Genomic DNA, 25,428 nt, shown 5'->3' on the forward strand with positions numbered 1-25,428 from the left:
GAAGGATGGGCTTAATGATCCATGCCATGAATTTACATGGTATCGATCTCAATCTTCTGGTAGCCTTTGATGCTCTCAATTCCGAGCGCAATGTGACACGTGCCGGAAGCCGTATCGGCCGCACCCAGCCGGCCATGAGCGCGGCTTTATCGAGATTGCGGTTTCTGCTGCGCGACGAATTGTTCGTTCGTGGGCCGACCGGTCTTCAACCTACACCGCGCGCTGTAGAACTTGCCGAACCTATCTCGCTTGCTTTGCGGGAAATTCAGCGGACATTGCAATTCACACAGGGTTTTGATCCCGGCAAATCGACCATGTCTTTTTCCATTGCCGTTTCAGCACATGCAGGTTCAGTCATATTGCCGCGCCTCCTGTCACTGCTTGAGGAAAAAGCCCCCGGCATTGATATCAAGGTGAGGGATTATAGCAGCCGCGATGATGCGATTTCCCTGCTCGATAGCGGCGGCGTCGATCTGACGGTCGGAATTCCTCCCGCGCCCACGAGCCGGATCCTGAGTGCCCGTCTTTTCCAGGAGCGATTCGTTTGTATCCTGAGGAAGGATCATCCAATCCTCGGCCGCCCTTTCGATGCCCAGATGTTTCTGTCTCTGACACATATCCTGGTCGCCCCCGACAATGAGGGCCTGGATGTTGCCGATGCCGCATTGGCTTCGAAGAATTTCAGGAGGCGCGCGGCCGTGACCATTCCCCATATGCATGCCGCGCCGGCATTGGTTGCAGCGTCGGATATGGTTGCGACAGTCATCGAAAGCGTCGTTGCTCATTCAGGCTTTGCAGAGCGTCTCGCTGTCTTCGATTTCCCGCTCCCCCTAAACCCGATACCATTCGTGCTGTCGTGGCATCGTCGCAATGACGGGCACCCGGCACAGCAGTGGCTGAGAAACGGTCTGCTCGCCGCGTTTCCCCACGTGTGGCTCGCTTCAGAAAATATCTGCAGCGATCTTGCCCAGCAGTACTATTAGGCGGCCATCCGTATCGCCGCCAAGCAGCTCAGAACGCGGAACGCTCAATTGGCATCACACAGCCATCGGCGTCTGATGCACGACGATTGGCGCATGGAAAGGAACGCGGTCGTAAAGGTCAACGATGTCCTGGTTCATAAGGCGGACGCAGCCGGATGAAACAGCCTTGCCGATGGATTGCCATTCGGGATTGCCGTGGAGACGATACAGCGTATCTTCTCCATTTTGGAAAATATAAAGGGCCCGAGCGCCTAGGGGGTTATGGAGACCAGGATCCATCCCTCCGTTTGCGACAGAGTATTTTTCCAGTTCGGGTTGCCGGGCAATCATCTCGCTTGGCGGCTTCCATCTTGGCCAATGCTGGCGCCAGTGGATATATCCGTTCCCTTCCCACGAAAATCCGTCGCGGCCGATGCCAACGCCGTATCGTAACGCGCTTCCGCCGTTTTCCACCAGATAGAGAAATCGCCTTGGCGTATCGACGACAACAGTTCCTGGCGCCTCCCCGGTCGGGTCAGCGACGCGCTGCCTGAGATATTCCGGGTTCATTCGCTCAAAAGGAACTGCGGGAACGAAATGTCCGCCGTCTTCAAATGCGGCGTAACGGGAAGCGAGTTCCGGGTCGATCGGTGAAGACATTGGATCGGTAATTCGCTGAGGCGAGTTCGACGCCGATCTTTCTTGCACTGTTGTGCATCCGCCGAGTATTGCCGGCGCCGCCAGAGAGCCGAGTACGAACGTACGGCGAGATATGAAACTGTTTGGATTCTGCATTATGGAAAGTGACCTTCGGGTTGGGCCTGGCATACATTGCTTGAATTGCACAGTATCCCCCCTCCGACCGAACATTCCATATCTGCATGAGTGATAGCCCTCATAACCGTCGGCTATGCCGTGACCGCTACCGCTGCTCCGCTGAGATCCCTTCAATGGTTCTGAGTCGCGGCATGACGAAGTCCGTAAATGCTCTAACGACCGGTCGCATAAACTTTGTGGACGGATAAGCAAGGAAAGCTTCGGTAGATCGGAGCCAATATTCGGGAAGCACCCTTACAAGTTCGCCGCTGGCCAGCAACTCCGATACGAGGTTCTTCTGCACCAGTCCAACGCCCCGACCACGTAAAAGTGCTGCGATCATCACATGCGCATTGTTCGTTGTGAGTATCGGCCTGACGACAACGTCCTCAGCGCGCCCGCCTGGTCCCAACAGGGAAATGGTGCTGCGCTGAGCGAGCATCTTCGGGGTACCGATGACGTCAAGCTCCGAAAGCCGTTGTGTGTCTTCGATCTCCCCCACCTGTTTCAGGTAACGAGGGGACGCGACGAGAAATCGCTCCACCCACCCGATGCGGCGTGCGATGACCTCCTGATCCTCGATTTTTCCGTAGTGAAGCGACAAATCGAAGTTATCATAGACCAAGTCGATTGTGCGCTCGTCGAGAGCCAGTTCGACTGAAATCCCGCAATGCTCATCCTGAAATTCCCCGACTATCCGTTCGAGATGGCCAACACCAATGCAAGATGGGGCGTGAATTCTCAGATTGCCTTCAATCTCACCTGTGTTGATGCGAACGCCCTCCAGCGCCGCGTCGATCGACGCGATCGCAACGCGGCTGGCCTCGTACAATTCGAGCCCATGCGCCGTCGGGCGAACGATTTTCGACGACCGCTCCAGAAGCCTGGCTTGAACGTGCCGTTCGAGGTTCGAAATATGCTTCGTGACCGCCGGCTGCGTTACCCCGAGGTCCCGTGCCGCAGCCGTAATCGAACCCTTCTCGACGGTGCGGATGAAGGCCTTCAAGGCAACGTTGATATCCATGATATTGCTCTTGGTTATAATCTTCCCCGGCCATAACCAAAAGCTTAGAATATGGCGTGATGATGTTTGGGAGCGGCAAACCGCCAAAATTTAGTGTGTCTGCCCACCGCAATCGGTCAATCATCTTGCGAGTGGACCAGCGCAAAACGGCGATCAACGGCTGGATGCCAGCCTGCTTCTGATTTCCGTCAGTAATCGTTTCTGCTGATTGTTCGTATTATCGAGGGCATGAAGCCAGAGCAGCGCTGCTGCTTGCTGTTTCCCACTTCTGCTTAGAGCGTTGTCGAAGTCTCTCATCCATGACCCGAGATGTGCGATGTAATCGTCGGCAAGCGCTGAAATCTCGCCGTCGTCGCTATCCGGCCCTAATGCATCGAAACGATGCCCCAGCTCTCTTACGGCAGCACCATGTTCGATATCTGCCAGTTGGTCGTAGAGCCGGGCCAGTTCTGCGCGCTGCTCTTTATCCAAAAGGTGTGACAGGAGTACAGATTGCTCTCGACCGGCTCGGACCGCTGTAGGCTCTCGTCCCGCCTCCAGCGCCATCAGCGACGCGGCGAATTCCGGTGCCATGTCGGGCGGTCCTTTGCCGTCGCGCAGCGCTGCCACAATTCGGCGTTGATGATCGAGAAGTTCGATCTGCCGCGTCAGCCCGTCATGAAGAGCCTCTAAACTGCCTATGCTCATCCCGGTATGATCGTCGAGAAGCGTTGGGATTTGCGAGAGCGAAATACCGAGCGCGGTCAATCGAACGATACGCAGCAGCCGGATCAGATGCGGCAGGCCGTAAATGCGATACCCATTATCCGTCCTTGGCGGCTCCGGCAAAAGTCCGATCTGGTGGTAGTGCCGCAGCGTGCGGATACTCACGCCCGCCAGTCCTGCTATCTCCTTGCTGTGCATGAGCCCCCCTCAGTGCTCGCCCCTCAAATGCCGTGCCAGAAAGCGCTCGATCCTTTGATAAAGTTCGATATTGCTATCCTCATTGATGAACCAGTGCCCTTCGCGCTCGTTCAGAAGATAGTCAACCTCCACACCATTGGCGCGTACCGTTTCCGCCACCAGATCCGCCTGTGCCTGTGCGACACGTACGTCGTTGGCGCCGTGGACCACCAAAAGCGGTTTGGAGATGCAATCAAGCCGGCTTGCCGGCGAGCGCGCAAGCATGTCCCGATTTTGCGTCTCGATGTCCGGATCGCCCATGTAAGCAAGGTAGGTGTTGATCAGCGCAGGCTGCACGAATGGGACGGCCCCATCCACAAGCACGCGGAGATCGGACATGCCGGAATAGTCGATAGCGGCAGCGAAGCGCTCGGGCGTAAAGCTGGCGCCCACCAGCGCGGCATAACCGCCATAGGAACAACCGTAGATCGCCACCCGCGCCGGGTCAGCGATACCCTGCCCGATTAGCCAGTCGAGCCCGTCGATCAGGTCGTCATGCATACGCCCGGAGAACTCCCCGATCGCGGCTTGCATGAACGCTTTGCCGTAGCCGGTCGAGCCGCGAAAATTCACCTGCAGCACGGCATAGCCGCGGTTGGCGAGGAACTGCACTTCCGGATCATAAATGCAGGCATCGCGATACCACGGCCCACCATGTACCAGAAGCACGGTCGGCAGCGCACACGGCTGATCCTTGGCGTCGAACCCGACGGGCAGCGTGACATGGCACGGCAACGTCAATCCGTCGCGCGACGTCACATCGATGGGTCGTACGCTCGCCAGCCGCTCGGCTGAGAGCTCTGAAAATCGCTCGCCAAGCACATACGCTTCGCCGCTCTCATGTTCGTAAAACCATGTCGTGCCGGGATGTCGGTCATCCCAAAATTCGATCACCCATTTTCCCCCACCGGCATCGCAGGAAATGTGCCCTATTTCCCCGGTTGACAGCCGCTGTAAGCTATCTAGAACGGCGGCAAAATGCGGGTTCAGCGGCCGTATCTGCTGTCTTTTGCCAAGGTACCGTAGTCCCAGCAGCTCGCCTGTCACAGGATTGGTGATCAGGCTGGACGGAAAGCGCGGATCGGCCTCAGGTCGCGGCGTATCGAGGCTGCAATCGGGTTGGCTGTCGATTACCCTTTGCCTGCCCGTCGCAAGGTCGATGGCGGCAAGATAGGTGTGGTCGCTCCCCGTATTGCAGCCGACGAAGATGCTCTTTCCATCCGCCGCAACCATCAGCGGCATCGGCCCGATTGGCTGGTCACGCCCCTTAAGTCTGGCCAACGTGATGAAAACCCCGTTCTCGTAGCGAGCCAGTTCGTGGTCACCGGCGTCGTCGATGATAAAGGCGTGCATCGGACTGTTCGGTGTAACGATCCAGCGTACGAAGCGATCAGGACTTTCTGCAGCGATCTTGGTTTCACCATTTTCGATATCGACCTCGTATAGGTCGATCAGGCCCGGACTTCTGAGGTTCATCTGCACGAAAGCCTTGCCCGGAAGCGCGGCGGAAAAGTCCAGTCCCATCACCCGCACGCCGGCAAAGGGCGTCAAGTCGACAGTTGTCGCCTTTCCGCAAACCGTCTCTGCCCCGTCCACCTCCACGCGTTGAAGGTGCCAGTTCTCGTCGCCCCGGCTGTCCTGCACGAAGAGAATGTAGCGAGCATCAGGCGTCCAACTAAAGCCGTCGATATTGCGCGTGTCATCGCCCGTCAGTCGCCGCGCCGCGCCTTGTCCGACAGGCCGCACCCAGATGTTCAACCGGCCACGCCAGGGCGCAAGATAGGCCACCAGCCGGCCATCGGGTGAAATCTGCGCCCGCGAAAATTCTGGCGTTCCGAACAGCGTTTCAATCGGGATGAGATCAGGTGCAGTCATGTCGAACCTCGCATCGTCGACGGACCCTTCGCGGGCCGCCCACACTCAAACAATATCGACACACTGCCTGAACTATGACGTCGCGTCGGGGTCAACCGTGAAAGCTAGCTTGGTCCGGCAATCAGGTAATTTCTGCGTAACTGTGAAAACCCATAAGCGTCCGGCGGGAACGCGCTTCGCTCTCGCAATCCAATGAACTTATCGAGAAGAAGGTACATCAAATGAGCAAAGACTCCCCGGATCACGTTTTCATGCGACGCTTATCTGTCGGAACGGTGTTCGCAGGCCTCCTTATCCTGACCGGCTGCCAGACACCAGAACAGGAACGCTACGCCGATCTCGACACCTGCTCTGGAATGGGCGCGCGATACGGATCATCATCTCATACCGGATGCATGTTACAGCAGCAGCAGCGTCGTGACGACGCGCAATTGCGGACCCTCGAGGCAGCTAGGCTAAGCCAGATCATGGCAGAAGATGCGCGCCGGCAGCATGAGCGCATGAAAAGAGAGAGACGGCGGGACTAGTTTCGAGTTCGGTGGGAGGCTGAACCGATCAATACCGATCTACTGAAGCGGCCGCCGGCTGATGAAGGCCAGTCTCGAGACGTTTGCCCTCAAGCCTCTCACCACTGATGCGCCCCCTCTACGGAATCCGCATCCAATCGAACCCCAAAGATCGGAAACCAACTGCTCATGTTAACGCCCTTGCGTACGCCTTATCCAACGCCACAGAACGCAGTTTATTGTTGTGAATGCAGCTTTTTTTGCCTGTTTGTAACGACGATGCGGTGACGCTGCTGAATCGCGGAATCCAGCCAGCCGTTTTGGATGCGATATCGGGGATAGTGCGCACAGATCTTGCCGTGCAGGTCTATCTCAGCGGAAACGTCCTCAATGCAGCATCAGCAACCGTCGCGGTCAACCTCGGAATCGAAGTAATGCTCATTGCGATCCCATCGTTTCTTGTGCCTCTTTCGGCGTCGTGTTCGCGATGATTTTTGCGGCGGTTATGGTGTCACGCTGGTTCCGATTGGTCCTTATGCGGCTGCGATGATCCCTCACTCCATCACGGTCCTGATTGAGTTCCAGGCCTATATCGTAGCGGCCTTCGGCGCCCATTTAACCGGTCGCACCATCTTCCTTCTGTGGCGGGAGGAAAGCGGTCGGTCGGCAAAAGATACGGGGCTGCAGCCACTCACGTCCTAACGCTTCACGCGCTTATCGTCCCCGCTCCTTTTCTTGGGCGCGGTCTACGAAGCCTTTGAAATCATCAATCTCGTGAGGTACTTCAATTAGCAACATGAAAATCTTGTTGGTCGAAGACGATCCCGAAATGGCCGAAGCGCTTCGGACAGCGCTTTCGAGGCATGACTTCGTACTTGCGGCGGTGGCGGATCTCGCCATGGCGCGAGAAGCGATCGCCGTCGAAGGATACGATGTTGTTCTCATCGACCGGCAGCTTCCAGACGGCGACGGGAGTAGTTTGCTCGCCGAGATCCGGCAAACAAGCAATCCACCGCGCTCGATAATCATCTCTGCCATGGGATCCACGAAAGACAGGATTGCCGGGCTTAACGGCGGGGCCGACGACTATCTGCCCAAGCCGTTCGAGGTCGATGAACTGGTCGCCCGCCTTAACGCAGTGGCCCGCCGAACGCCTGAAGCCAAGGCAGACATCATCACGACCGGCAATATCCGTTATGATCGGGTGACACGAGACCTGTACGTCAATGGCATCCGGCAGGAACTCGCTCGACGAGAGCTTTTGATCATCGAGTCGCTTCTCAAGAATCTCGGACGAACGGTGCTGCGGTCTTCATTGGAGGAAAGCGTTTACTCGTTCGACGACGAGATCCAGTCAAATTCGCTGGAAGCCAACATGTCGCGCCTGCGGCGCAAACTGGCGGATGCTGGTGCGGATATCGTCATCCGTAACATTCGCGGCGTCGGATATTTCCTCCATGAGCAGAAATAGCAAGTCTCACCATTCGCTCCGCTGGCGCTTCACTCTCGGCTTCATCACACTTCAGCTCCTCACCATTGTCGCCTCGTTCGGGGTCGTTCTATACATCGCGGCGTTGAGTGCTCCCCGTGGGGCGGTCCCATCCACGTGGTACCCGCAGGAGATAGCGAAATCCGTTACAATTGACCAAAATGGCGTCGTGGCGGTCCGGCCTACGCAGGCACTCCGAACTGTGATGGCTAAGCGGCCTACATCATGGTTTGCGGTTCGTCTTGCGGATGGCACAACACTCACCCATGGGGTGATCTCGAGGGACATCGGTGAGAACGCTGCTTTTCTTGACAATTTTCGCAGCGTCGAACTGCGCGGCTACGTCGATGCCCCCGATCGACAGGCCACGATTGATAAAATTCAGACCGCAGCAGGTGAAGCGACGATTATGGCTGGTGGCGTTTCGATGTCCCTTTACCAGCTCGTTTTTGTCGTAGGTCAGATAACGATCGGCGTGCCCGCCCTCATACTTCTTTTTGTCACCCTCGTCGATGTCCCTTGGGTGACAAAATGGTCGCTTCGCTCCCTCGGGAAGCTCACCGACCGATTGAACAAAGTCGATTTTGAAGCCCGGGGCGGTGTAGTAAACGAAACTGGACTGCCCAGAGAGCTGTTGCGGGTCGTCAGGGAGATCAATCGCGCCCTCAATCAGCTCGACGCCGGATTCGAGAAGACAGAGCGCTTTTTCATTAACGCAGCTCACGAACTACGCACGCCCCTCGCCATAGTTCAGGTCCGTGCAGACACCTTGCCGCAAAGCGAGGAGAAGCTTCACATTCAAAAGAGCATCAAACGGCTGACCGGACTGACTGCGGAAAGAAACGGAACCCAAACGTCCTATGTCGCTTCTGAGCATGATCTTCCAAAGTAAGATAATGCTGCCGCAGGAGAGCTCCACGAAGTCACCTCCTATACTTCTGACGGGTGGATCGGGTACCGAATGTAACTGGAGGCCTCCCCTGCGCTTCTGTGGCACACGCTCTGTTGTTTCACATGGCAGAGGTCGCTCGTGTTAGACAGCGACCTCGCCTTTGTCGTGCTCGTTTGCGGCTAGGGCGCCGCCCTCGAGATGATAGACCGACGGTTCCTCCGAGAAATATGCCTGTATGCCTCTCATGAACTCCTCATGGTCTTCGCTCGCTTCGAAACCTGGAGTGTGATCCTCAAGCGAGCGCCATCGCACGATTAGGTTGAAGACCTTCGGCGTTTCGATCCCCTGAGCCAGAACGTGACCGCGGTACCCCTGCGCACGTGTGAGCAGAGGAACAACGCTCTCGAATGCCTGCCTGAACTCTCTGATCTTGTCCTCATAGACGGGCAGCACGGCGATCTCATAAATCATGGTTGCACCTTTGTGTCGGCCGACGGGCCAATGGCGATCGCGATCTTACCCCGCAAACCGTTATTGGGTTTCTCGAGCAGCGCATGGGCAAGCGGAAGGTCGGCGAGTGAATAGACGGCGCCTACGTGCGGCCGCAGCTGACCGCGTTCCACCAGTGTGCTCAGCTCGTCAAGCTTGCCCTGGTTCTGCCTCGTGAAGACGAAGTGGTAGCTCGCGTTCTTACCCCATGCCTCAATGAGGTTCTGCGGCTGTGCAATGTCCACGATCGAGACAACGCGACCAAGGTGCGCGAGCACCTTCGGGCTGCGGGACAATGTGTCGCCGCCGAGGGTGTCGAACACGACGTCTACCCCGAAGCCTTCGGTTTCCCGCATGATGACGTCGACATAATCTTCTTTCCTGTAGTCAATGACGACATCTGCCCCGACACTTCGCGCAAACTCGAAGTTTTCTTCGCGCACGGTCGTGAAGACCTTCGCGCCGATGGCTTTAGCGACCTGGATAGCCACATGCCCTACCCCTCCCGCGCCACCATGGATCAGGATGCTTTCTCCCACCCTGAGGGAGGCACGCGAGACAAGGGCTTCCCAGGCTGTTCCGCCGACCAAGCTGAGGCTGGCGGCTTCCAGATGGCTGAGCGCACCGGGCTTCCTTCCAATGATATTCTCGTTTGCAACGTGGTACTCGGCGTAACTTCCCGGACCATCGAATATTTGCGGCGTATACCAAACTTCGTCTCCAACCGAGAACATCGTCACGCCCGTTCCCACCGCTTCGATAACGCCGGACACGTCATGCCCCGTAATGGCCGGCAATGGCACATAGTCACAATAGTCGCCGCGCCGAACCTGATAATCCAAGGGATTAACGGACGTGGCATGGACGCGAACCAGGACTTGTCCCGCTTGGGGAACTGGCTTCGGCACGTCGGAAAGGTCGAACGATTCCGGGCCACCGAAGCGAGTGAGGACGGCTGCTTTCATGGACTTGGTCATGGTGATATCCCTTTAATAGTAGCCTTGACGGGCCCACCCATTATGGCGCCGTCTGGTTGGCTCTATTTGATCTCTCACGATTGTCTTCGGTAGCACCTCCGTTTTAGGATCAGCTTCAACAAAAATTTGGAAGTCATCTCATGGACGTGGACGATTTGAGTCTCTTCGTGCGTATCGCCCAACTGCACAGCATCAGTGCCGCAGCCCGCGATTTGGGTTTGACGCCCGCTGGCGCTAGCGCCAAACTGGCCGCTCTTGAGCGGAAACTCAGCGCCAGGCTTCTCCATCGCACCACGCGGCAAGCGTCATTGACCGAGGACGGCCTCGCCTTCCTGCCACATGCGGAACATATTGTGCTCGCAGCGGAGGCTGCCCGAGCGGCGCTTGGTCGAGAGCAAGCTGCGCCTCGCGGCACCTTGCGAGTAGCCGCCCCCGCCTCGTTCGCGCGAATGCATATTGTGCCGGGTCTGCCCGACTTCTGCAGGCAATATCCCGACTTGGCACTTGATTTGCGCATTTCAGACAGCATCGTTGATCTGGTCGAGGGTGCCTTCGATGTGGCAGTTCGTTATACCGAGCTCAGCGACTCATCCTTTGTCGCGCGACGACTTGCTCCGGACAATCGGGTGCTGGTCGCGTCACCCGACTATCTCAAGCAGCGCGGGCGGCCGACGACGCCCGACGAGCTGGCGGAACATTCTTGTCTCGTCGTCGGCACTTTGGATCTCTGGACGTTTCGAGGGGAAGGTGAGGAGGTGATCGAGCGGCGTGTCACGCCGAGCCTTCGCATCAATGACGGCACTGCAGTGCGCGACGCGGCTTCTGCCGGACTTGGCATCGCTCTTATGGCCACGTGGTGCGCATCGAACGAGTTGCTATCTGGCGCCCTCGTTCCAGTCGTTCCAGAATATCCACTAATCTCAACACAGACACTTTGGGCGTTGTATCCCAGCTCTCGCGAACTGGCGCCGAAAGTGAGAGTGTTCATCGACTGGCTTGTCAATCGGTTCGGCAATCAACCCTACTGGGATAAAGGGCTAGAAAACATCCTCGATCACGGTCGATATACCTGATGTGCGGTTCCGATGCGCGCGTGAACACGAGTTCATACCGAATCGGCAGCGTTTGCGCTTGAACGACATGATGTCACGATCTGATGGATTGACGAGGCAGAAAAGACCTTGGGACGTAAACAGTTCGATCAAACGCAAGGGGCGGACTGAGTTCGGAGCCGTTAGAAGATCGAAACGAAGTGCTGCAGGTGGCTGAAGGAAACCGGCTTCATTTTGCGCTCTCGCGTTTGAAGAGCCGTATAATATTTATCTACCAATTATAGACCCGTAGATCGACCCTCTTCACTCACTGCCTCTTGAACCCGAGGATGACCATCGCGCCAGTAAGCGTCGCCGAAGCCGCATAGAGGATTGCGCCAGTCGAGCCGAAGCCCTCGACGATGAGACCGCCAATTGCCCGCGCCTGTCGCTATCGCGACCTGAAAAATCGACGACAGAAGCGCACCAGCGCTTTCGGCGTGATCGGGCGCTGCTCGCGCATTCCAGATCGAGATCGCCACGGGGAAACCGCCGAAGGCAACGCCCCAAAGAGCAGTCGCCACGAACGCAACTCCTGCGATTATGGCGAAAAGGCTGAGCGCGAATGCAGCACCGGCTATCAGGAGTGAGAATAAGGCGACGGCCCATGCGGGATTGCGCGCGGCGATGACTCCGCCGACGAAATTTCCCATGAAGCCCCCAAGGCCGAAGACCAGGAGAGCGAGCGAGACGGTCGAGATGTCGAGGCGCGGGACCTCCTCCAAAAAGGGGCGAATGAAGGTGAAGCCGGCGAAGTGCCCTGACATCACGAGGAATGCCGTTACAAAACCGATCGCCACCGAACGGCGCGACAGCGTCGTTTTAAAGGAGTTCAGACCGGGCGCGGCCATAGCAGGTAGCTTGGGAAGGGCCAGTACCTGGATCGCCAGCGCAGCCAAACCGATGCCGGACGCAGCGAGAAAAGTGGCGCGCCAGCCCCATAGTCCTCCAAGAAAAGTGCCCAGCGGTGCAGCAAAAACTAACGCGAGGGAGATACCCATGATGATGATCGAAATTGCCCGCGGCACCTTGTCGGCAGGGACCAAACGCAAAGCGAGCGCCGCCATCATGGCCCAGAAACTACCGAGAGCGAAGCCCAGAATCGCGCGAGCGGCCAAGAGTATTGTGATGCTGGGTGCATAGGCCGAAAGGATGTTGGAAATGATAAGCATCGCCGTCAGGCCAAAAACAATCTTCTGTCGGTCCAGCTTGCCTGACACTAAAATAAGAGATGGCCCGGCGATTGCAGCGATGGCGGCTGTAGCCGTAATAGCCTGGCCAACCACACCCTTGGAAACACCCAATTCATTCGCTATTCGCTATCGGCGTCAGCAAACTGATCGGCAAGAACTCCGCAGTGACCAGGCAAAATGCTCCGAATGCAAGCGATAATACGGCTAGCCACGCAGCGGGCGGCTCGTCAAACAGATCATCGCGCTCTTTTGTATTCGCTAGCTCAGACAAGGGATTTCCTTCGGATTATGCCGGACCCTCCTCAGCGTGGTTGTTTTCGGTCCCACCAAGTGGCGACCATCCAGCGGCGTCTTGCAACCGTGTCTGTGAAAGCCTGCGTTGAGCCGTTGATTGGTCGGTGAGGCGTCGATATCGATGGGGTCGTCGAAGCGAATTTTGCACTTCGCTGCGGCATTTTTCAGGATGTGAAACCGCCATCAGCCCGGATGTCGGCACCCGTTACAAAGGAGGCCTCTGGACTTGCAAGGAATGCGACAACGCTCGCAATTTCCCGAGGCTTTCCATAGCGGCCAGCCGCGATACGCGAGATTTGCATAGCCGCAAACTCGCCATCTGCAGGATTCATATCGGTGTCGGTTGGGCCCGGATGTACTGTGTTGACTGTGATGCCGCGTGGCCCGAGGTCATGAGCCAGGCTTCTATTGAAGCCGGCGACTGCCCCCTTGGTGAGGCCGTATGCTGAGAGCCCAGGAACCCCGGCATATTTCGTAATTGAACTCCCGATCTGTATGATCCGGCCGCCATCCTTCATATGACGTACGGCTTCCTGCGTAGCAACGAAAACGCCTGTTACGTTGACGGCGAGCATTGCCTGATAGTCATCGAACGCGATTTCGTCGATCGGACCGGCGAAGGCGATCCCTGCATTATTTACAAGAATGTCGAGGCCGCCGAACCTATCGACCGTCTCGGCGACGGCGGCTCGTATCGCATCCGGATTAGCGGCATCAGCTGCAATAGCCAGGGCGCGACCCCCCGCTTTCTCTACGGCGACGGAGACTTCCTCAGCCTTCGCAGGTGATCCGCGATAGGTGAAGGCAACCTGAGCGCCGTCGGCTGCTAAACGCTGGACGATTGATGCGCCGATAGATCGTGATCCACCGGTGACAAGTGCGATCTTGCCGCTCAGTGGAAGATATCGAGACGAGGTTAATTCAGTCATTTTTTTCACTCCTTTTACGTGTCTGTGGAGTGATATATTTGCCCATTCCTATCCTAGTTTATTAGCGTAATATCGGTTGGATCATATTCAAGCATGTGTTGAATATGGGATATTCAATGCAGTCCAACTACCACGCTTTTCAAAGAAGCTAACAAGGACGTGTGGACATTAGCCGAGACTGCCTGCAAACCGGGCACTGAGGCGCTCGCGACGGAAATATTCAGTATAGAAGTCGATGAAAGCGCGTGTTTTTAGCGGTTGGAGCACGCGGCCTGAGTAGTAGAGCGAGATAGATCCGGCATCGGCATACCACTTCGGAAGGATACGTTCGAGCGCGCCACTTTCCATATGCGGCAGCACATCGGGTACGGCCAACAATGCAATGCCCAACCCCGCGATTGCCGCCTGCACCATGGGCGCGGCGTCGCTCATTACAATTGTCTCGTTGAGGAGCGCGCGCTCTTCGCGTCCTTGAGCGTCCCGCATCAACCATTGCCTGATCCGGCCCGAATTCGAGGACCGCATCAAGATTCCGGCATGATCGGCCAGATCGGCGGGGCTGGCCGGCCGGCGACGTGCAGCAAAATAGCTGGGCGATGCGACCGCAATAACGTGTATGGGTGCGAGCGTCGTCGAAACGATGCCAGGATTGAGTTCGAAACCACCGCCGATCGCGGCGTCGAAACCCTCGGCGATAAGATCGACCTTGCGGCTGTCGAAATGCCAGTCAGGTCTGACGCCCGGATAACGGGCCAGAAAGTCGGGCAGTGCGGGGAGAACGTATCCCATCGCGAACGACAAACTCATGCTGAGCTTCAAAACGCCGACGGGCTCGCCCTTCGTTTGTGATGCGCCGTCGATTGCCCTTTGAAGGTGGTTCAGGCTGTCGCCGATGCTTGCCAGAAACGACTCCCCCGCCTCGGTCAGGGTCAGCTTCCGCGTTGAGCGGTGAAACAGCCGTATACCGAGGTTCCGTTCCAGCATTGCAACATTCCGGCTGACTGCGGCCGGTGTGATGGAGAGACGCCGTGCAGCCCCAGAAAAGCTGCTCGCTTCTGCGCTTCGAACGAAAGCTTCGAGGTTTGCCAGTGTCTCCATAAAACGCAACCTTCAAACGTTGATTGAAACTAAAACAATTCATTTATGACTTATGCTGCGTGTATTTGCCAGCCATATTCCAGCCAACAGCAGCACCGGTTTTCTGCAACGCCAACCGCATCAGGCCCAGGATGCAGCGGGAAAACCGACCCTCGCAGACAAAATTCTCACGAACCGTAAAGGAGTGGGTCATGACCGTAGGAATTATCGGAGCCGGCAATATAGGGGGTGCATTTGCCACTGCGCTCGGCAAGGCGGGAATCGAAGCCGTGATCGCAAACAGCCGAGGACCGGAAAGCCTCACGATGCTTGTTTCGAAGCTAGGCAGCACGATCCGGGCTGGAAGCCTGCAAGAGGCCGCGGCGCAAGACATCGTTCTCGTGGCTGTCCCGTGGTCAAAGATACCTGGTGCGCTCGCCGGTTTGAACTTCGACGGCAAGATCGTAATCGATGCCAACAACTCTATCGAAGCGCCGCTTTACCGGCCGGCGGACCTTGGCGGCCGCACCTCTACGGATATCTTCACCGCCCTCGTGCCAGGCGCGCGCGTCGTCAAAGCGTTCAACCACCTGACGCCAAAGCAACTGTCGGGCGACCCCCGCTCTGAAGGAGGCAGGCGCGTCCTGTTTTACTCGGGCAACGATATGAGGGCGAAGGCTGAGGTCGCCGCCATCATTGATCGCCTCGGCTTCTTCGGGATCGATCTCGGCGGGCTCGCGGTCGGCAGCCAGCTGGTTCAGTTTCCCGGCGGCCCGCTGCCCGCTCTCAACCTCGTCAAGTTCGATTGAACATCGCTGCGCTCCTTCCTTCTGCAATCGGAACGCCGCGCCATCTGGAATACGGAGACAAGATCATGACAAGAATCGTTCAAATGCAGTCGGCCGGCGGACCGTCAGTCTTGGAAGTCATCGAGAAAGACCTGCGCGCGCCCCGTGCCGGCGAGGTCAGGCTCATTCAAGATGCGATCGGCCTCAACTTCGTCGATACGATGGTACGAAAAGGTCAGTATCCGATGGCGTTGCCAGCGGTCCCCGGTTTTGAAGCGGCCGGGACGATCACCGAGGTCGGATCCGGCGTCGAGGGGCTGTCGGTCGGCGATCGAGTCGCTTACTTCTTTTCGGAAGGCGCGTATGCCACCGAGAGGATCATTCCGACCGGGCCGCTCGTCCGCCTGCCCGCCGATATCTCGAACGAGATCGCGGCGACCTACCTGGCAAAGGGCGGGACGGCTTGGATGGGGATGCGTGGTCTCCACAATCTCAAATCCACCGACACAGTGCTGGTACTTGGGGCATCGGGAAGCGTGGGTGCTATCCTGTCTCGCTGGGCGAAGTCGCTGGGTGCTACAGTGATTGGCGTCGCCGGATCGCCGGATAAGCTCGACAAGGTCGCGGCCGGTGCTACTCATGCCTTCCACGCTGGCGAACCAGATATCGCCGCCAAGATCCGTGCGATCGCACCTGACGGTGTCGACGTCGTTTATGATTTCGTCGGCCGGGCGACCTTCTCGTTGGGCGTGTCAAGCGTCCGAGATGGTGGTGTAATTGCCGCGATCGGAGCCGCGTCGGGTCAGCCAGCGCCGGCCTCTGATGTTGTGCGACGAGGCGTTGATGTCCGCAGCGGCGGTGCCCCGCAATACGTCCGGGGACCGACAGTCGAGATCGCAACCTCTCAGCTATGGGATGCGCTGCGCTCAGGCATCTTCAGTGATCTCGAAACCGTCCGCTATCCGTTCGACGAGATAGCCCGCGCGCATGACGACATGGACAACCGCCACTTGAGCGGTCTGCCGGTCCTGATCGCGTAATTCCGAAAATAATCGTGCGGCGGCAGGCCGCACGGACGCCCGCCGCAAGGCGGCCCGGCGAAACATTTCCCCTGTCGATAAAGAAAGGAATAGATCGATGAGTGAATTAGCAGGTAAACGTGCGCTTGTGACAGGTGCGTCCCGCGGCATCGGAGCCGCGATCGCAATCGCACTGGCCGAAAAAGGCGCCGACGTAGCGATCACGTATGAACGCGCCGCTGATCGGGCAGCGCAAGTTGTCGCAACGATCGAAGGCAAAGGGCGCAAAGCGTTGGCTATCCAGGCTGACAGCATGGACCCCAATGCGGTCAAGCGGTCGGTTGATGAGGCGGCGCAGGCGTTGGGCGGCCTCGACATCTTGGTGAACAATGCGGCTATCGCGATCTACAAGGATGTGGCGGATTTCACCGTCGCCGAGATCGACGCCCTCTTCGCCGTAAACGCTCGCTCCCCGGTCCTGGCATCGCAGGCCGCGATGCCGTATCTCGGCCAAGGCGGCCGGATCGTCACAATCGGTTCCGCAGGCGCAGAACGCATTGTCGGACCATCGACGGTTTATTCGATGACTAAATCGGCACTCCAATCATTTACCCGCGGTCTGGCGCGAGAACTTGGCCCCCGTGACATTACTGTCAACCTCATTCAGCCGGGATCAACCAACACGGAAATGAACCCGGCCGAGGGCGAGTTCGGAGATTTCCAGCGTGCTCTGATTCCGCTCGGCCGGTACGGCGAGCCGGAGGATGTCGCGGCTGCAGTGGCATTCCTCGCATCTGGTGCGGCCCGGCAAATCACCGGAACCATCCTGACAGTTGATGGCGGCACGCTAACCTAAGACATGCCGACGGATCCATGGCTTGTAACGTAGGAGGTCTCAGAGTGGGGGCTAGCCCGGTATCATCAACTATTAGCTTTCCACTCTCACTCCACGAGGTGGCTTTGGAGCATTGGATCGAATGGCGTGATCGAACCGCGTCTAAGTCGCGCGTCTTTCAGGAACGGACTGGCCATCGGCTGGGGTACACCCGCCTCGGAATCGTGTTCGGTGAAACACTCCGATTGCAGTTCTCAACGTGGCCAGCGGTCTGTGACCGCACTCACAGGCCGGACATTTGACTACACCCTCTGAAAGCGATTTGCGCTGAAGCCCTTGCCAACCGGCCGCTCCACATATGGGTCAGAGCCAATATGCCATGTTGGAACATGAACTTGCACGGGGAGTGACACGCATGTTGGGTGGGTTCCGGAGATAACAACGTAGGGTTCCTCAAATGGCGGCTTCTGCGACACCCGGGTATCGATATCATCCTGACATCGATAATTTGGAGATCCCGACATGCCCGCAGTACTCGTCCACGGCGTACCTGATACCCACCGACTCTGGGACACCGTCCGCTCTTATCTTCAACGCAAGGATATCGTTACGATCGATCTCCCCGGCTTTGGCAATCGGTTGCCGCCAGACTTCAAGTCAACAAAGGAAGAGTATCTCGACTGGCTTATCCACCGGATCGCTGAGATCGGCGAACCCGTAGATCTGGTCGGTCATGACTGGGGCTGCCTGCTGACAGGCCGTCTCACGTCGATCCGACCGGATCTGGTGCGGACCTGGACCGGCATCAGCGGGCCAATTGATCCGGAATATCCCTGGCACTATCTCGCCAAGATCTGGCAGACCCCAGGTGAGGGCGAGCAATGGATGAAGGAGCTCGACCTCGAGGAATTTGCGGCGAAACTCGTCGAGGCCCAGATGCCGAAAGATGCGGCGGATGAATCGGTTCGGCATCTCGATGCCACCATGCGGGCGAGCATTCTCGCACTTTACCGTTCCGCAATCGAGGTCGGGGCGGAGTGGAAACCGGGTTTGAGTAGCATAACTGCGCCAGCGTTGGTGATCTGGGGCCTGGACGATCCGTTCCTGCCGCACCGCTTCGCTGACGAGCTCGGCAATGCCACACACGCACGCGCTGTCGTGAAGCTGCGCGCCTCGCATTGGCCAATGATAGAGCGCCCGGCCGATGTTGCGCGCGAACTCGAGACCCATTGGACCCACGTTTAACTCTCTGCGCTGCATCACTTCGGCTCAACCCCACGCAGCCGCAACGCGAACGGCAATGCTTGGTCACTCGCTAAGCACCCGAGCATTTGTCCAAAAACGAAACCATGGTGAAGCAGCACGGCGAGCATTGCCCAGGCTGCACCAGACAGGAGCACGCGTACATGACAAACTCAGCAATCACCCGGATTGGCGTCGGCATCATCGGCGCCAGTGCCGATCGAGGCTGGGGCGGAATTGCCCACGTCCCCGCGCTGCGGGCGCTCGATGCATTCCAGATCCGCGCTGTCAGCACAACTCGTATGGAGAGTGCGAACGCGACCGCTAGCCGACTGGGCGCCGATCTTGCCTTTGACACACATCAGGCGCTGGTCCTGCGGCCGGAGGTCGACTTGGTGGTGGTTGCGGTCAAGGTGCCGGATCACAAGCAGATCGTTTCCGACGCGCTCGCCGCGGGCAAGATGGTCTACTGCGAATGGCCGCTCGCGCGAAACCTATCGGAAGCCGAAGTGCTGGAGGGGGTTGCCCGCGAACGGCGGCTGCGCACGGTTATCGGGTTGCAGGGCGGCCTCCACCCGCCGATCCGCTATCTCCGCGACCTCGTCCGGCAAGGCGTGATCGGCATGCCGCTCAGCACGAGCGTTCGGGCGCATCTGAACGACGAAATGTGGGTCGGCCGATATGACCGGCCATTCGAATACATGGCTCGCGCAGAAAATGGCGCCACGCTTCAAAGCATCATGCTCGGCCACGCGCTCCAACCGCTCGCGCACGTACTCGGCGCATTTGAGAGCCTGTCCGCCGTCGTGGCCAATCAGCGCGGCGACGGCATCCGCCTCTCGGATGGCACTTCCCTCGTGAAGGACGCGCCGGACGAGATCATCGTCGCCGGTGTTCTCGAAGGCGGGATCGTCACTTCGCTGCACTACAGTGCCGGGCAGTCCGCCGGCTTGGTGTGGGAGATCCAGGGCACGGAAGGCAGTCTACACGTGGAGACGGCGTCGGGTTACATCCACTTCGGCGACGTGACCATCACGTTGCGCCGCGGTAGCGAGCCTGTCCAGCAGCTACAGGTTCCGCCCGCATATGCGGCTCCCGACCTGCAACTTGAGGCGCCCGCGGCGGGTGTCGCCCGCCTCTACGCCCAGCTCGCCGCCGACCTCCGCGACGGAACCGCAGATGCGCCGGACTTCGCAGTCGCACTCAATCGTCATCGGGTGCTCGAGGCGATCACACAGGCCGCTGAAACGGGTCATCGCCAGCGTCTGTCCTATCCCGTCTAGTCAACATCAATCTCTGAAAACTCTGGAGGGGCCCGACCATGGCCCTCAACCGCCAGCAGAGGCACCATGGCGTCTATCGAGGCCATACTTAAGACGAAGAGGAAAAAAACCAATCCGCCCGAAGCGGATTCTCGATCGCATGCGCATTGGCCAATCTCCTCTAAAGTTTGCCTTTGACAACAAGCCACCCTTCATCCCGCGGAGGCTGAACTTCGGGGACTAGCGTAGCTACTTCACCACACTCCTACTGCTGAGTAGATCGGCGTGCCTCGAGCTTTAGCGTTGCTCTAAGGTTTGCGGCATCGTCGCTTGGCGTCAGATTGAACAAGCGACGATAATCACGATTGAATTGAGAGATGCTCTCGTAGCCGACGTCATAGGCGACAGCGGAGATCGTGTTAGCACCCATCGCGTCGGTCAACATACATGGCCGGTATTCGGCCGCACTTCTCTTTGCGTCCTCGGCGGCGACCATCATTGTCTCCGGTCGCGACCTACTGCCATATGCAGAAAGCGCCCCGATGGACGGCAATCTGCGGCTTGCCGTTATCGCGCTACTCCTTCCGATGTTTCCTCCGACGAACCTAATCCTGCTGCGGCAGCTATACGGGAGCGCGCGGGATCTGATGATGCCGGCGGCTGGCAGACGAGAAGGACAGTTCGGATTACCTGTCCTGCCGCTCGTCGCAATTGCAATGGACTACGTGGTGGCGGTCGCCATGCTCGCGCTAAAAGTAGCGCCCTAAGGCCGCGGCATCATAGACTGACAGGGCGAGCATAATGCCTGTCGCTCTTGAACCACCATCGGTATCAAAGCCTCGCGCTGCTGTATCGGCTACTGAAACGCTCAACGCCGGATTGCCACGCTTAGAGTTGATCTGCCGTCCAGTCTGCCCTTTGCGATCATATCTACGTTGGACACGGATATTATTGCATACCTAATGAGCAGACGTTTGCGGGTCATCAGTCACGCGCCAAGGCTTCAATCGGGTCAAGTTTCGCTGCGTTGCGGGCGGGAAGGAAGCCGAAGACGATTCCGATCAGGGTGGAGCAGGCGAAGGCCACAATGATGGAGCCAGAAGAGAAGACCATTTTAAAGTCGGGGCTCAGCAAATTGAAAAGAGCGCTGATCCCGAGGGCGAGCATCACTCCCATAAAGCCGCCGACAAGGCAGACCAGAATGGCCTCGATCAGGAACTGGGAGAGGATATCGCTGCGGCGAGCGCCAACGGCCACACGAACCCCGATCTCCCTGGTGCGCTCTGTCACGGACACCAGCATGATATTCATTACGCCGATACCGCCGACAATCAGCGAGATCACGGCGACGGACGAAATCAGCAACGTCAAGGTCTGCGTGGTGGTCTCGATTGTCTCCCGAATGGTCGCCGAGTTGGTAAGGAAGAAGTCTTTCGCGCCATGCCGACGCTCGATAAGGCGCGAAACCGCGGCCTCGACGTTGCCCGGATCGACATCGTCGCTGATACGGACGGTTATGCCATCGACGTTCGGACGACCCAGCATGCGGCCCATGACGGTTGTGTAAGGCGCATAAACCGTCAATGTATCAATCGCCGGGCCGAAGGAGTTTTCCCGTTTCGTCACCCCCACGACCCTCGCCGGCATTGTGCCCAGAAGGATGACCTGTCCCACCGGCTCTACCCGGTTGGGAAACAGGTCTCGCGCGGCGTTTGCATCGATCACCACATTCTGACTGTAGGTGGTAACATCCTGGGCGTCGAACAGTTGTCCATGCGCCAGCTCAAGGCCTCGTACGCGGAAGAAGTCCGCGCCGACTCCGGTGACTGTCGCATTAACAGCCACGGCAGCACGCTTAACTGTCACGCTTGTCGCGACGGTAGGCGTCACGCTGTCGACATAGGGCTGGTTCATAAGCGCTTCGGCGTCGGCGGGAACCAGCGTCCGTATCTTGCCCGCTTCCAGGTCACCGAAGCCTTTGCCGGCACGCACCTCGATCGTGTTGGTGCCGAGCGAACCGATACTGCTCAGGATTTGTTGCTGTGAGCCGGCCCCCAGTGCCGAGATAGCCGCCACCGAGGCGATACCGATGATGATGCCGAGCATGGTCAGGAGCGAGCGCATCTTGTGCGCCCAGATTGCCGAGCCTGCCATACGAAAGGCTTCGGTCATCCGATCAATTGCGCCACGCCAGCCAGCGTCTGGCGCATGTTCGCGGATGGGACGAGCCGTCGCGGCGGACTTGGGTATATTGCGTTCGTCTGAAACGATAAGGCCGTCGCTGATCTCTACAACCCGATCCGCGTGTTCGGCGATCTTCTTGTCGTGAGTGACGAGAATGATGGTGTGTCCTTCGGCGTGAAGCTCGCGCAGGATCTTCATGACTTCGGCGCCACTGTGCGTATCTAGCGCTCCGGTCGGTTCGTCGGCCAGAATTATCTCGCCGCCATTCATCAGGGCGCGGGCGATCGACACCCGCTGCTGCTGGCCGCCCGAAAGCTTGCCCGGGATATTGCCCGTGCGCTCGGCCAGGCCCAGTCGGGTCAACAATGAGATCGCTCGATTGTGCCGGTCGGATCGGCTGCGTCCGGCGTAGATGGCTGGCACCTCGACGTTACTGGCCGCGCTGAGGTCGCCAAGCAGATGATAGCGCTGGAAGATGAAACCAAAGCGCTCACGACGTAGCGCCGCCAGTTCGTCCACGGACATCTTCGACGTCTCGCGCCCTTCGATCCAGTAGCTGCCGGCCGTGGGACGGTCGAGGCAGCCAAGGATGTTCATCAGCGTCGACTTGCCGGAGCCCGAGGCGCCTATGATAGCCATCATCTCGCCGGCCTCGATGTCGAGATCGACGTCTCTCAGCACCCTCACCATCTCGTCGCCTGCGGGGAAAGCACGGGATACCCCACGTACACGGATCAGTGGTTCCGTCATGGCGCGCCCTACCGCTTCGCCGCGGCCAGTTGAGCCTGGCCATCCGCGCGTTCGTCCGTGGATGCTCCCAGGACGATGGTCTCGCCTGCCTGAAGACCGCCAAGGATCTGAATGTCCGCGCCGTTGTCGATACCGACCTGGACCTGCCGGATTTGGACCTCGCCCACCGCGTCCAGTATGCGGACACGTGCCATATCGCCGGCTCGCGGCGCCCCCTCCACTGCGCTGAGCGGAACCAGCACGGCGCCGCTGGCGCGGCTGAGAACGATGGACACCTGCGCCGTCATGGAGGGCCGCAGGACCCCGTCCGCGTTCGCCACGTCGATCAGTCCGGTGTAATAGACAGCGCCTTTGGTTGAGCCAATCCCGCTCGCGGCTGCGTTGCTTTCGTTAGCGATGGAGGCTGGGGCCGGTTCCACCTGTCGCAACTTTCCATCGAAGCGGCGCTTCGGATCGCCAAGAATGCTGAACCAGACCGGCAAGCCACGGCTTACACGCACGACGTCAGCCTCGGAGATATCTGCGCGCACCGTCATTGTGTCCAATCGTGCGATCATGACGATGGTCGGCGCGGTCTGCAGCGCATTCACGGTTTGACCTTCGTCGGTGACAATCGCCACTACGGTGCCGGCGATCGGGGCAGTGATACGGGTATAGCCCAGCTCTACACCCGCGGACTCGAGCGCGACCTGCGCCTGGGTGATCTGAGCCTCCAGCGCCTGGACCTCCGCCCGCGCATTGTCTAGCGTGGCGACCGCGGCGTCGTACTGGGCGCGCGGCGTCGAGCCACCTGCCAGCAACTCACGCTCGCGCTCGAAATCCTTCTCGGCTTTCACTAGACCGGCCATACGCGCGGCGTGAACGGCGCGGATGTTGGCCAGGGCGGCCTCGCGGTCCCGCAAGGTGTTGCGCCGGGTCTGGGAATCGATCTCGGCCACCAATTGGCCAGCCTCGACGACGTCACCGATCTCGACCGCCAGACGCTCAACGCGACCCGACGCCTGGGCGCCGACACGCACCAGCTCGAGCGGTTCGAGAACCCCTGTCGCCAACACGACCTCTTCAATGTCACCTGTTCTCGCCCGCGTGGTCACCAGTTCAGGCTTTGCAGGCGGACCCAGAAACAGGTTCCAGACAACCAGCAGACCGACAAGGGTCACTGCCGCCAGGATCAGACGCTTGCGGGTAATGTGTCGTGTCATCAAGTCGTGGTCCACGCTATTCAAAATTGCGGGCTTTCTCTGTCACGAGAGTTACCCCAAAATTACGGGGAGCTGTCGTCGTGCCTGGCCCGTCAGGCACGCGCTGGAAAATCAACCGATCGACAAGAGTGCTTGCAATGTGGACGGCGTGCCAGTGTTTGCCCGCCAGGCATCGGCAATCGCGACCGTGCCAGCTAACATCGACGGATGAAGACGGCCCTACCGCTGCTGAAGAACGCGCCTCTCGCGCCAGCGTATGGTAAAGGTGCTGCCCTTGCCTGGCGCGGAAGAAAGCTCGACGTAACCGCCATGGCGGGTCACGATCTCGTTGACCATGCTGAGCCCCAGTCCCGCACCTGAGCCGTGAGGGTTGACCCGGTAGAAAGGCTCGAATATGCGCGAATGCTTGTCGCTGGCGATTCCACAACCCTGATCGGCGACGGTCACGCTGCCGTCAGCCTCAATACCGACCGATATCTGTCCCTTTCCACCGTACTGGACTGCGTTTCGAACCAGATTGACGAATGCACGCTCCAAAGATTCGGCATCACCAGGGACGAACACGTCTTCCGCGTCGCTGTCGAACGAAATCTCGTAGCCTTCAGAGATCGCCAGGGGAGCAAGGTCGGCAACCACCTTGGACACAACGCTGTTGAGATCGACAGGTGTATTCTGCTGGGGCTTCTGCCGGTATTTCTCGGTGTCCAGAAGCTGGTTCGCGATGGCCGTTAGTCGCTTGATGGCCGTCTGCAGGTGCGTCTTGTCCGCACTTGGTGAAAGCGTATCTATCCTCACCTGCAGGACAGCGATTGGCGTTCGAAGTTCATGCGCCGCGTTGACGAAGAAGCGCTCCGTCGCCTCAAAGCCACTATCAAGACGGCGCAACGCCCTGTTGATGTCGCGCACCAGGCGAAGCACCTCATTGGGCAAGCCACGCTCTTCCACCAGGGCGCCACGTGTGTCGAGATCAATCCTGTCAAGACGCGTCGTCAGATCGCTGAAGGACCGCAAAGCCCAGCGTGTGACAAACGGGACGCCAATCAGGGAAATGGCGACGAGGATCAGTGCCGGCACGCCGACTGCAAGGTTCCCCAACAGCACGGTCACACCATATTGGGACATCGAAACGCCGCCAGCAAAAATTGTTGCCTCCCCGGCAGGGGTGTCGAAGCGCTGCATGCGGGCGACACTCAACGGATCATTCAGATCGCCATGGAGCTCGAGACTTTTGAACGTCCGCAAGAATGGCATGTTGTCGGCAATTTTCCGGGGAGGCGCGCCGTGTGCAAGGACAATATCTTTGCCCAGATCTGCTACGAACCACAGGTCAGGAGCGTCCTCCATAATCTCCTGAAGCTTGGCCGTCGGCGCCAGATGGGTCCGGCCATTCGGCTCAAGACGGACCGAGTCTGCGATTTCCTGAGACAGCCAGATGGATGTGATAGCGACATCGGGCTTGAGGCCGGAAAGGAGATAAAAAACCAGGCCCAGCGAGGTAATAACCGCGCAGAGCTGCAGGACAATAAAACCAAATGTGAATCGCCAGCGAAGGGATGAACCGGCCGCCTTATTTCTGCTCATGATGATAGT

23 protein-coding genes are annotated in these 25,428 nt (G+C 58.5%); 10 read left to right on the plus strand and 13 right to left on the minus strand.

Going from position 1 to position 25,428, the window contains the following annotated elements:
• Positions 1 to 5: 5 nt before the first annotated feature.
• Positions 6 to 983, plus strand: a complete 978-nt coding sequence (locus ACE04I_RS24745; RefSeq protein WP_487207676.1) for a LysR family transcriptional regulator — start codon at positions 6 to 8, stop codon at positions 981 to 983.
• Positions 984 to 1,037: 54 nt separating this feature from the next.
• On the opposite strand, the gene ACE04I_RS24750 is transcribed toward ACE04I_RS24745, so the two are convergent.
• The 4 genes from ACE04I_RS24750 to ACE04I_RS24765 all read right to left on the minus strand — a co-directional run bounded on the left by ACE04I_RS24750 (position 1,038) and on the right by ACE04I_RS24765 (position 5,619).
• A complete protein-coding gene (locus ACE04I_RS24750) occupies positions 1,038 to 1,757 on the minus strand; it encodes a L,D-transpeptidase (protein WP_487207677.1) in 720 nt (239 codons plus the stop codon).
• A 127-nt stretch (positions 1,758 to 1,884) separates the two neighbouring features.
• On the minus strand, positions 1,885 to 2,802 hold the full coding sequence (locus tag ACE04I_RS24755; RefSeq protein WP_046795620.1) for a LysR family transcriptional regulator: 918 nt from the start codon (positions 2,800 to 2,802) through the stop codon (positions 1,885 to 1,887).
• Between the two features lie 153 nt (positions 2,803 to 2,955).
• Positions 2,956 to 3,705, minus strand: a complete 750-nt coding sequence (locus ACE04I_RS24760; RefSeq protein ID WP_487207678.1) for a MerR family transcriptional regulator — start codon at positions 3,703 to 3,705, stop codon at positions 2,956 to 2,958.
• A 9-nt stretch (positions 3,706 to 3,714) separates the two neighbouring features.
• A complete protein-coding gene (locus ACE04I_RS24765) occupies positions 3,715 to 5,619 on the minus strand; it encodes a S9 family peptidase (RefSeq protein WP_487207679.1) in 1,905 nt (634 codons plus the stop codon).
• A 1,302-nt stretch (positions 5,620 to 6,921) separates the two neighbouring features.
• On the opposite strand from ACE04I_RS24765, the gene ACE04I_RS24770 reads away from it, so the two are divergent.
• On the plus strand, positions 6,922 to 7,596 hold the full coding sequence (locus ACE04I_RS24770; protein WP_046795616.1) for a response regulator transcription factor: 675 nt from the start codon (positions 6,922 to 6,924) through the stop codon (positions 7,594 to 7,596).
• Positions 7,583 to 8,506, plus strand: a complete 924-nt coding sequence (locus tag ACE04I_RS24775; RefSeq protein WP_487207680.1) for a hypothetical protein — start codon at positions 7,583 to 7,585, stop codon at positions 8,504 to 8,506. Before ACE04I_RS24770 ends, ACE04I_RS24775 begins: the two co-directional genes overlap by 14 nt.
• 141 nt (positions 8,507 to 8,647) lie before the next feature.
• Here ACE04I_RS24775 and ACE04I_RS24780 read toward each other — a convergent pair whose 3' ends face one another.
• Together ACE04I_RS24780 and ACE04I_RS24785 are read right to left on the minus strand one after the other, a co-directional pair.
• On the minus strand, positions 8,648 to 8,977 hold the full coding sequence (locus ACE04I_RS24780) for an antibiotic biosynthesis monooxygenase family protein (protein ID WP_046795615.1): 330 nt from the start codon (positions 8,975 to 8,977) through the stop codon (positions 8,648 to 8,650).
• The gene (locus ACE04I_RS24785) at positions 8,974 to 9,960 is read right to left on the minus strand and encodes a zinc-dependent alcohol dehydrogenase family protein (protein WP_046795647.1); all 987 of its coding nucleotides are present in this window, start codon (positions 9,958 to 9,960) and stop codon (positions 8,974 to 8,976) included. Before ACE04I_RS24785 ends, ACE04I_RS24780 begins: the two co-directional genes overlap by 4 nt.
• 152 nt (positions 9,961 to 10,112) lie before the next feature.
• Here ACE04I_RS24785 and ACE04I_RS24790 point away from each other — a divergent pair, with 152 nt between their 5' ends.
• Positions 10,113 to 11,045 (plus strand): LysR family transcriptional regulator, encoded by a 933-nt coding sequence (locus ACE04I_RS24790; protein ID WP_487207681.1) that lies wholly within the window; start codon positions 10,113 to 10,115, stop codon positions 11,043 to 11,045.
• A gap of 257 nt (positions 11,046 to 11,302) precedes the next feature.
• Here ACE04I_RS24790 and ACE04I_RS24795 read toward each other — a convergent pair whose 3' ends face one another.
• From ACE04I_RS24795 to ACE04I_RS24805, 3 genes are all read right to left on the minus strand, one after another.
• Entirely contained in the window at positions 11,303 to 12,367 is a 1,065-nt protein-coding gene (locus ACE04I_RS24795; RefSeq protein ID WP_487207682.1) for an MFS transporter, read from the minus strand.
• Positions 12,368 to 12,714: 347 nt separating this feature from the next.
• Positions 12,715 to 13,479 (minus strand): 3-oxoacyl-ACP reductase family protein, encoded by a 765-nt coding sequence (locus ACE04I_RS24800; RefSeq protein ID WP_046795613.1) that lies wholly within the window; start codon positions 13,477 to 13,479, stop codon positions 12,715 to 12,717.
• 168 nt (positions 13,480 to 13,647) lie between these two features.
• Positions 13,648 to 14,577: a LysR family transcriptional regulator gene (locus ACE04I_RS24805; RefSeq protein ID WP_046795612.1), complete on the minus strand. Its 930-nt coding sequence runs from the start codon at positions 14,575 to 14,577 to the stop codon at positions 13,648 to 13,650.
• A gap of 131 nt (positions 14,578 to 14,708) precedes the next feature.
• Here ACE04I_RS24805 and ACE04I_RS24810 point away from each other — a divergent pair, with 131 nt between their 5' ends.
• From ACE04I_RS24810 to ACE04I_RS24830, 5 genes are all read left to right on the plus strand, one after another.
• Positions 14,709 to 15,365 (plus strand): NADPH-dependent F420 reductase, encoded by a 657-nt coding sequence (locus ACE04I_RS24810; RefSeq protein WP_487207733.1) that lies wholly within the window; start codon positions 14,709 to 14,711, stop codon positions 15,363 to 15,365.
• A 65-nt stretch (positions 15,366 to 15,430) separates the two neighbouring features.
• Entirely contained in the window at positions 15,431 to 16,384 is a 954-nt protein-coding gene (locus tag ACE04I_RS24815; RefSeq protein WP_487207683.1) for a zinc-binding dehydrogenase, read from the plus strand.
• 97 nt (positions 16,385 to 16,481) lie between these two features.
• The gene (locus tag ACE04I_RS24820) at positions 16,482 to 17,219 is read left to right on the plus strand and encodes an SDR family NAD(P)-dependent oxidoreductase (RefSeq protein ID WP_046795610.1); all 738 of its coding nucleotides are present in this window, start codon (positions 16,482 to 16,484) and stop codon (positions 17,217 to 17,219) included.
• 501 nt (positions 17,220 to 17,720) lie between these two features.
• Positions 17,721 to 18,443 carry an alpha/beta fold hydrolase gene (locus tag ACE04I_RS24825; protein WP_046795609.1) on the plus strand — a complete coding sequence of 241 codons (723 nt, stop codon included), beginning with the start codon at positions 17,721 to 17,723 and terminating at the stop codon, positions 18,441 to 18,443.
• Positions 18,444 to 18,604: 161 nt separating this feature from the next.
• Positions 18,605 to 19,723, plus strand: a complete 1,119-nt coding sequence (locus ACE04I_RS24830) for a Gfo/Idh/MocA family protein (RefSeq protein ID WP_487207684.1) — start codon at positions 18,605 to 18,607, stop codon at positions 19,721 to 19,723.
• Between the two features lie 244 nt (positions 19,724 to 19,967).
• Here ACE04I_RS24830 and ACE04I_RS24835 read toward each other — a convergent pair whose 3' ends face one another.
• The gene (locus tag ACE04I_RS24835; RefSeq protein WP_137326847.1) at positions 19,968 to 20,201 is read right to left on the minus strand and encodes a helix-turn-helix domain-containing protein; all 234 of its coding nucleotides are present in this window, start codon (positions 20,199 to 20,201) and stop codon (positions 19,968 to 19,970) included.
• A gap of 43 nt (positions 20,202 to 20,244) precedes the next feature.
• Between ACE04I_RS24835 and ACE04I_RS24840 the strand changes: the two genes are divergently transcribed.
• Entirely contained in the window at positions 20,245 to 20,469 is a 225-nt protein-coding gene (locus tag ACE04I_RS24840) for a hypothetical protein (RefSeq protein WP_046795606.1), read from the plus strand.
• 217 nt (positions 20,470 to 20,686) lie between these two features.
• Here the strand turns inward: ACE04I_RS24840 and ACE04I_RS24845 are convergent, their stop codons facing one another.
• The 3 genes from ACE04I_RS24845 to ACE04I_RS24855 form a co-directional block, all read right to left on the minus strand.
• Positions 20,687 to 22,636, minus strand: a complete 1,950-nt coding sequence (locus ACE04I_RS24845) for a MacB family efflux pump subunit (RefSeq protein ID WP_487207685.1) — start codon at positions 22,634 to 22,636, stop codon at positions 20,687 to 20,689.
• Between the two features lie 8 nt (positions 22,637 to 22,644).
• Positions 22,645 to 23,838: an efflux RND transporter periplasmic adaptor subunit gene (locus tag ACE04I_RS24850; RefSeq protein WP_046795604.1), complete on the minus strand. Its 1,194-nt coding sequence runs from the start codon at positions 23,836 to 23,838 to the stop codon at positions 22,645 to 22,647.
• 219 nt (positions 23,839 to 24,057) lie between these two features.
• Positions 24,058 to 25,419 (minus strand): sensor histidine kinase, encoded by a 1,362-nt coding sequence (locus ACE04I_RS24855; RefSeq protein WP_487207686.1) that lies wholly within the window; start codon positions 25,417 to 25,419, stop codon positions 24,058 to 24,060.
• Between the last annotated feature and the right edge of the window lie 9 nt (positions 25,420 to 25,428).

This window comes from Rhizobium moroccans, from assembly GCF_057559155.1.

Bases quoted from the DNA above. Each gene is read 5' to 3' on its own strand.
- ACE04I_RS24745 (WP_487207676.1), top strand. From the start codon at position 6: ATGGGCTTAATGATCCATGCCATGAATTTACATGGTATCGATCTCAAT.
- ACE04I_RS24750 (WP_487207677.1), bottom strand. From the start codon at position 1,757: ATGCAGAATCCAAACAGTTTCATATCTCGCCGTACGTTCGTACTCGGC.
- ACE04I_RS24755 (WP_046795620.1), bottom strand. From the start codon at position 2,802: ATGGATATCAACGTTGCCTTGAAGGCCTTCATCCGCACCGTCGAGAAG.
- ACE04I_RS24760 (WP_487207678.1), bottom strand. From the start codon at position 3,705: ATGCACAGCAAGGAGATAGCAGGACTGGCGGGCGTGAGTATCCGCACG.
- ACE04I_RS24765 (WP_487207679.1), bottom strand. From the start codon at position 5,619: ATGACTGCACCTGATCTCATCCCGATTGAAACGCTGTTCGGAACGCCA.
- ACE04I_RS24770 (WP_046795616.1), top strand. From the start codon at position 6,922: ATGAAAATCTTGTTGGTCGAAGACGATCCCGAAATGGCCGAAGCGCTT.
- ACE04I_RS24775 (WP_487207680.1), top strand. From the start codon at position 7,583: ATGAGCAGAAATAGCAAGTCTCACCATTCGCTCCGCTGGCGCTTCACT.
- ACE04I_RS24780 (WP_046795615.1), bottom strand. From the start codon at position 8,977: ATGATTTATGAGATCGCCGTGCTGCCCGTCTATGAGGACAAGATCAGA.
- ACE04I_RS24785 (WP_046795647.1), bottom strand. From the start codon at position 9,960: ATGAAAGCAGCCGTCCTCACTCGCTTCGGTGGCCCGGAATCGTTCGAC.
- ACE04I_RS24790 (WP_487207681.1), top strand. From the start codon at position 10,113: ATGGACGTGGACGATTTGAGTCTCTTCGTGCGTATCGCCCAACTGCAC.
- ACE04I_RS24800 (WP_046795613.1), bottom strand. From the start codon at position 13,479: ATGACTGAATTAACCTCGTCTCGATATCTTCCACTGAGCGGCAAGATC.
- ACE04I_RS24805 (WP_046795612.1), bottom strand. From the start codon at position 14,577: ATGGAGACACTGGCAAACCTCGAAGCTTTCGTTCGAAGCGCAGAAGCG.
- ACE04I_RS24810 (WP_487207733.1), top strand. From the start codon at position 14,709: ATGCAGCGGGAAAACCGACCCTCGCAGACAAAATTCTCACGAACCGTA.
- ACE04I_RS24815 (WP_487207683.1), top strand. From the start codon at position 15,431: ATGACAAGAATCGTTCAAATGCAGTCGGCCGGCGGACCGTCAGTCTTG.
- ACE04I_RS24820 (WP_046795610.1), top strand. From the start codon at position 16,482: ATGAGTGAATTAGCAGGTAAACGTGCGCTTGTGACAGGTGCGTCCCGC.
- ACE04I_RS24825 (WP_046795609.1), top strand. From the start codon at position 17,721: ATGCCCGCAGTACTCGTCCACGGCGTACCTGATACCCACCGACTCTGG.
- ACE04I_RS24830 (WP_487207684.1), top strand. From the start codon at position 18,605: ATGACAAACTCAGCAATCACCCGGATTGGCGTCGGCATCATCGGCGCC.
- ACE04I_RS24835 (WP_137326847.1), bottom strand. From the start codon at position 20,201: ATGATGGTCGCCGCCGAGGACGCAAAGAGAAGTGCGGCCGAATACCGG.
- ACE04I_RS24840 (WP_046795606.1), top strand. From the start codon at position 20,245: ATGGACGGCAATCTGCGGCTTGCCGTTATCGCGCTACTCCTTCCGATG.
- ACE04I_RS24845 (WP_487207685.1), bottom strand. From the start codon at position 22,636: ATGACGGAACCACTGATCCGTGTACGTGGGGTATCCCGTGCTTTCCCC.
- ACE04I_RS24850 (WP_046795604.1), bottom strand. From the start codon at position 23,838: ATGACACGACACATTACCCGCAAGCGTCTGATCCTGGCGGCAGTGACC.
- ACE04I_RS24855 (WP_487207686.1), bottom strand. From the start codon at position 25,419: ATGAGCAGAAATAAGGCGGCCGGTTCATCCCTTCGCTGGCGATTCACA.